This is a genomic window from Streptomyces sp. UH6, assembly GCF_013421635.1.
In the GTDB taxonomy this organism is placed as follows: domain Bacteria; phylum Actinomycetota; class Actinomycetes; order Streptomycetales; family Streptomycetaceae; genus Streptomyces; species Streptomyces abyssomicinicus.
Genome location: NZ_JACADT010000445.1, coordinates 1 through 4576, shown reverse-complemented (window position 1 = coordinate 4576; position 4576 = coordinate 1). Strand labels below are relative to the sequence as shown.

The following is a 4576-nucleotide window of genomic DNA, read 5'->3' as shown; positions in this document are numbered from 1 at the left end:
CCGACGACGGACGGCCGGGCGGGCCGGGGCCCGCCGCCCGGACGGGCGGCGGCTTCGGACTGCGGGGCCTGCGCGAGGTGGCCGACGCCGCCGGTGGCACACTGACCGCGAACCCGGCTCCCGACGGCGCGCCGGGCACCGGGGGCGGCTGGCAGGTCGCGCTCCGGCTCCCTCTTCCCCTGCGGCAGGTGCACCGGTGACCATCCGTGTCCTCCTCGCGGACGACCAGGCGATCGTCCGCACCGGCATGGCCATGATCCTGGCGGCCGAGGACGACATCGACGTCGTCGCCCAGGCCGCCGACGGGGTCGAGGCGGTCCAGCAGTGCGGGCTGCACCGCCCGGACGTCGTCCTGATGGACATCCGCATGCCGCGCCTGAACGGCATCGAGGCGCTGCGGCACCTGCACCGTCCCGGGACCGCGCACACCCCGGCGGTCGTCATGGTGACGACCTTCGACGACGACGAGTACGTCCACCAGGCCCTGCACCACGGCGCCTGCGGCTTCCTGCTCAAGGACGCGGGCCCGCGGCTGCTGGCCGAGGCGGTCCGCTCCGCCGCCTCCGGCGAGGCCCTGATCAGCCCGTCCATCACGGTCCGGCTGCTCCGGCAGTTCGCCCGCCCGGCCGCGGCGGACGCCCCGGCCCCTCCCTCACCGCTCTCCCCGCGGGAGACGGAGGTCGCCGTCCTCGTCTCCCGCGGGCACACCAACACGGAGGTCGCGGCCGCCCTGCACATCAGCGCGGGCACGGTGAAGACCCACCTCACCAACATCCAGGCCAAGCTGGGACTGCGCAACAGGGTCGAGATTGCCGCCTGGACCTGGGAGTCGGGCCTGGCCCGCTGACGGCGCCCGGCCCGGTCCGGCCGCGTCCACCGGGGTCACGGTCTTTCCCGGCGGACGGCGTGCGGGGACACTGGAGGCATGGGGTTCGCCGTCTTCATGACTCTGCCGGGGCTGGTCATCGCGCTGACCGCCGTCGCCTTCCTGGACCAGGCGCTGCTGCGCGCCGGCCGGGCCGGGCTGCTGCCGTGGCGGAACCCGGCGCGGGCCGGGCAGATCTCGGCCACCGGCTTCGAGCAGCTGCACGCCACGCTGTCCGCCGGGAAGTCGCACGAACTGAAGGAACGCCAGTCCTCGCTGGTCCTGCGCGACGACGAGGAGGACGGCGCGCCGCCGCACCGCACCACCGTCGACCTGGCCGGCGGCACGGCCGTCGTGCGGCTGCCCTCCGAGGGCGAAGGCCCTGGCAGACTGAAGGCATGACGGAACAGAAGAACCTGCTCGGCGGCCCCGACCCGACGCACCTCCCGGAGAACGAGGACGCGTACCGGATGCTCGCCGAGTCCGCGACCCCCGCCGAGGTGGCGGCCGCGCACCCGACGTTCTCGCTCGCCTGGGCGATGCTCGCGGACGACGCCTTCGAGGCCGGCCGCTCCGTGGAGTCCTACGCCTACGCCCGCACCGGCTACCACCGCGGGCTCGACGCGCTCCGCCGGGCCGGCTGGAAGGGCCACGGGCCGGTCCCGTGGAGCCACCGCGCCAACCGCGGCTTCCTGCGCTGCCTGGCCGCCCTGGCCCGCGCCGCCGAGGCGATCAAGGAGACCGACGAGGCCGAGCGCTGCCGCCAGTTCCTCCAGGACAGCAGCAACGAGGCGTACGAGGAACTCAAGTCCAAGTAGCCGCGGGACGGCGCGAGGAACCGCCGCCCGGCGGCGCCCGCCGTCGGCACCGCGCCGATGCACGACGCGAAGGGCCGGCCCGGCACCCGGAAGGGTGCCGGGCCGGCCCATGCCCGTGCGGACGCGGACTACTTCAGCTTCGTGCCCGCCGAGCGCAGGTTCTGGCAGGCCTCGACGATGCGGGCGGCCATGCCCGCCTCGGCCAGCTTGCCCCAGGTGCGCGGGTCGTAGGTCTTCTTGTTGCCGACCTCGCCGTCCACCTTCAGCACGCCGTCGTAGTTGCGGAACATGTGGTCCGCCACCGGGCGGGTGAACGCGTACTGGGTGTCGGTGTCGATGTTCATCTTGACGACGCCGTTGTCCAGCGCGGTCGCGATCTCCTGCGCGGTGGAGCCGGAGCCGCCGTGGAAGACGAAGTCGAACGGGTCGGACTTACCGAAGCGGGTGGCGACGCCCTCCGCGAGCTCCTTCAGCAGCTCCGGACGGAGCACCACGTTGCCCGGCTTGTAGACGCCGTGCACGTTGCCGAAGGAGGCGGCCAGCAGGTAGCGGCCCTTCTCGCCCAGGCCCAGCGCCTCGGCCGTGCGGATCGCGTCGTCGACCGTGGTGTAGAGGGAGTCGTTGATCTCGTGCGTGACGCCGTCCTCCTCGCCACCGGTCGGGGTGATCTCGACCTCGAGGATGATCTTCGCGGCGCGGGCGCGCTCCAGGAGCTCCTGGGCGATGGACAGGTTGTCGGCGAGGGTCTCCGCCGAACCGTCCCACATGTGCGACTGGAAGAGCGGGTTGCGGCCGGCCTTCACGCGCTCCTCGGAGACCGCCAGCAGCGGGCGCACGTACCCGTCCAGCTTGTCCTTGGGGCAGTGGTCGGTGTGCAGGGCGACGGTGACGTCGTACTTCTCCGCCACGATGTGCGCGAACTCGGCCAGGGCGACGGCGCCGGTGACCATGTCCTTGCTGTACTGGCCACCCGCGAACTCGGCGCCGCCGGTCGAGATCTGGATGATGCCGTCACTCTCCGCCTCGGCGAAGCCGCGAAGAGCCGCGTGCAGGGTCTGGGAGGAGGTCACGTTGATGGCCGGGTAGGCGAACTTGCCTGCCTTCGCCCGGTCGAGCATCTCGTTGTAGACCTCGGGGGTTGCGATGGGCATCCTGTCCGCTCCTTGATGGTTCTGCGGGTTTTGTCCTTGCCAGCCCTGACCTTGGTGACGTCGTCGTCGGCACCCATCTTTCCAGACGCGGGCGTCCGTCCGAACGCTCGTCTCGGACAGTGGCGCCCGCGGCGGGCGTTCCGGGTGATTCCCGGCGATCCGGCCGGTGGTGACCGGCCCGTCCGGGTCAGTCGAGCCCGAGGTCGTCCTTGGAGTAGGCGAACCGGTAGGGGACGCCGGCCTTGTCCTGGATGATCTCCGCGGCCCCGGTGGCCCGGTCGACGATGGTCACGACGGCGACCACCTGCGCGCCGGCCTCCCGGACCGCCTCCACGGCGGTCAGCGGCGACCCGCCGGTGGTGGAGGTGTCCTCGACGACCAGCACGCGGCGGCCGGCGATGTCCGGACCCTCGACCCGCTTCTGCAGACCGTGTGCCTTGGCCGCCTTGCGGACCACGAAGGCGTCCAGGCTGCGCCCGCGCGCGGCGGCGGCGTGCAGCATCGAGGCGGCGACCGGGTCGGCGCCCATGGTCAGGCCGCCCACCGCGTCGAACTCCAGGTCCTCGGTGAGGTCCAGCAGCACCTGGCCGACCAGCGGGGCGGCCGTCCCGTCCAGGGTGATGCGGCGGAGGTCGATGTAGTAGTCGGCCTCCAGCCCGGAGGAGAGGGTCACCTTGCCGTGCACCACGGCCTTGTCCTTGATCTGCTGCAGCAGCTCGCCGCGAACGTCGCTCATGGTCACCAGCCTAATTGGGCGGCGGGGCGACGCCGGACCTCCCCGTCGCCCCGCCACCGGGGGCCGCTCAGAGGCGGCGCCAGCTCCAGGTGGTGGTGGCCTCCAGCGGCTCCAGCGGGGTGACCAGGCGCGGGGCGGTGTTCAGGCCGTCGGGCGGGCCGGTCTGCGGTTCCACGCAGACGGCGGCTTCCTGCTCGTCGTAGACCACCACCCACTTCTCCGGGCTGGTGACCCGCAGCTCCAGGCGTCCGGGCCAGCGGACGGCGACGTCCACCCCCTGCGGCATGCCGAAGCAGTCGTCCCACGGGCCGGGCAGCGGCTTCTCCAGGCGGCGGCCGGTGGGGAGGTGGTCCTCGCCGCGCTCCTCCTGCCAGGCGGGGTCGAACTCGATCCGGGCGCCCCCGTCGTCGTCGGACGAGCCGTCGGACGCGCCGTCCAGGGTCCGGTTGAACCAGGGGTGCCAGCCGAGCTGGGCCGGGAAGGAGGAGCCGTAGGTCTCGATCGCCAGGGTGAGGGTCAGCGACTCCTCGGTCAGCGCCACCACCTGGGTGAGGCGGGCGGGGTAGGGCCACGGGTCGGTGAGGTCGAGGGTGATGACCGCCTCGTCCCGCTCCTTGCGCGCGGTGCGCCAGGCGTTGTCCCGGGCGGTGCCGTGGATGGCGTGCGGCGCGGCGTTGAGCGGCATCTGGTGCACGGTGCCGCCGTCGCGGAACCGGCCGTCGCGGATCCTGCCGCACCAGGGGACCATCGGGAAGCAGCCGTACCGCTCCCCCTGCCGCAGCAGCTCGACGCCGCCGATCCTCAGGCTCGTGATCCGTCCGCCGTCGGCGGGGCTCACGGTCGCCTCCGCGTCCCCGGCGGTCAGGGTGAAGTCGTCATGGGTGCTCACGGCCCACGACCCTACTGGGGGCGACGCCGGATCCGCGCGGTCAACGGTTGCGACGGAGGGCGACGCCTGATCCGCGCGGTCAACGGTTGCGACGGAGGGCACGCGTCACGGCGATCG

At 73.0% G+C, this 4576-nt stretch carries 6 protein-coding genes and 1 pseudogene; 4 read left to right on the top strand and 3 right to left on the bottom strand.

Features of this window, described 5'->3' with window-relative positions; genetic code table 11:
• The 4 genes and pseudogenes from HW445_RS32830 to HW445_RS19500 all read left to right on the top strand — a co-directional run.
• Positions 1 to 200, top strand: a pseudogene (locus HW445_RS32830) (hypothetical protein); the annotation flags it as partial.
• Positions 197 to 847 (top strand): response regulator transcription factor, encoded by a 651-nt coding sequence (locus HW445_RS19510; protein WP_180222280.1) that lies wholly within the window; start codon positions 197 to 199, stop codon positions 845 to 847. The pseudogene HW445_RS32830 and the gene HW445_RS19510, both read left to right, overlap by 4 nt.
• Positions 848 to 925: 78 nt before the next feature.
• Positions 926 to 1267, top strand: a complete 342-nt coding sequence (locus HW445_RS19505) for a DUF6191 domain-containing protein (RefSeq protein WP_180222279.1) — start codon at positions 926 to 928, stop codon at positions 1265 to 1267.
• Positions 1264 to 1683 (top strand): DUF3151 domain-containing protein, encoded by a 420-nt coding sequence (locus HW445_RS19500; protein ID WP_180222278.1) that lies wholly within the window; start codon positions 1264 to 1266, stop codon positions 1681 to 1683. The genes HW445_RS19505 and HW445_RS19500 overlap by 4 nt, the downstream gene beginning before the upstream one ends.
• A gap of 128 nt (positions 1684 to 1811) precedes the next feature.
• Here HW445_RS19500 and fbaA read toward each other — a convergent pair whose 3' ends face one another.
• The 3 genes from fbaA to HW445_RS19485 all read right to left on the bottom strand — a co-directional run bounded on the left by fbaA (position 1812) and on the right by HW445_RS19485 (position 4459).
• Complete coding sequence (fbaA, locus tag HW445_RS19495; protein ID WP_180222277.1) at positions 1812 to 2834, bottom strand: class II fructose-bisphosphate aldolase; 1023 nt, start codon at positions 2832 to 2834, stop codon at positions 1812 to 1814.
• Between the two features lie 187 nt (positions 2835 to 3021).
• Positions 3022 to 3570: an orotate phosphoribosyltransferase gene (gene pyrE, locus HW445_RS19490; protein ID WP_180222276.1), complete on the bottom strand. Its 549-nt coding sequence runs from the start codon at positions 3568 to 3570 to the stop codon at positions 3022 to 3024.
• 67 nt (positions 3571 to 3637) lie between these two features.
• A complete protein-coding gene (locus tag HW445_RS19485; RefSeq protein ID WP_180222275.1) occupies positions 3638 to 4459 on the bottom strand; it encodes an aldose 1-epimerase in 822 nt (273 codons plus the stop codon).
• Between the last annotated feature and the right edge of the window lie 117 nt (positions 4460 to 4576).

Excerpts from the sequence above, each read along its gene's own strand:
- HW445_RS19500 (WP_180222278.1), top strand. The coding sequence starts at position 1,264 with ATGACGGAACAGAAGAACCTGCTCGGCGGCCCCGACCCGACGCACCTC.
- pyrE (WP_180222276.1), bottom strand. The coding sequence starts at position 3,570 with ATGAGCGACGTTCGCGGCGAGCTGCTGCAGCAGATCAAGGACAAGGCC.
- fbaA (WP_180222277.1), bottom strand. The coding sequence starts at position 2,834 with ATGCCCATCGCAACCCCCGAGGTCTACAACGAGATGCTCGACCGGGCG.
- HW445_RS19505 (WP_180222279.1), top strand. The coding sequence starts at position 926 with ATGGGGTTCGCCGTCTTCATGACTCTGCCGGGGCTGGTCATCGCGCTG.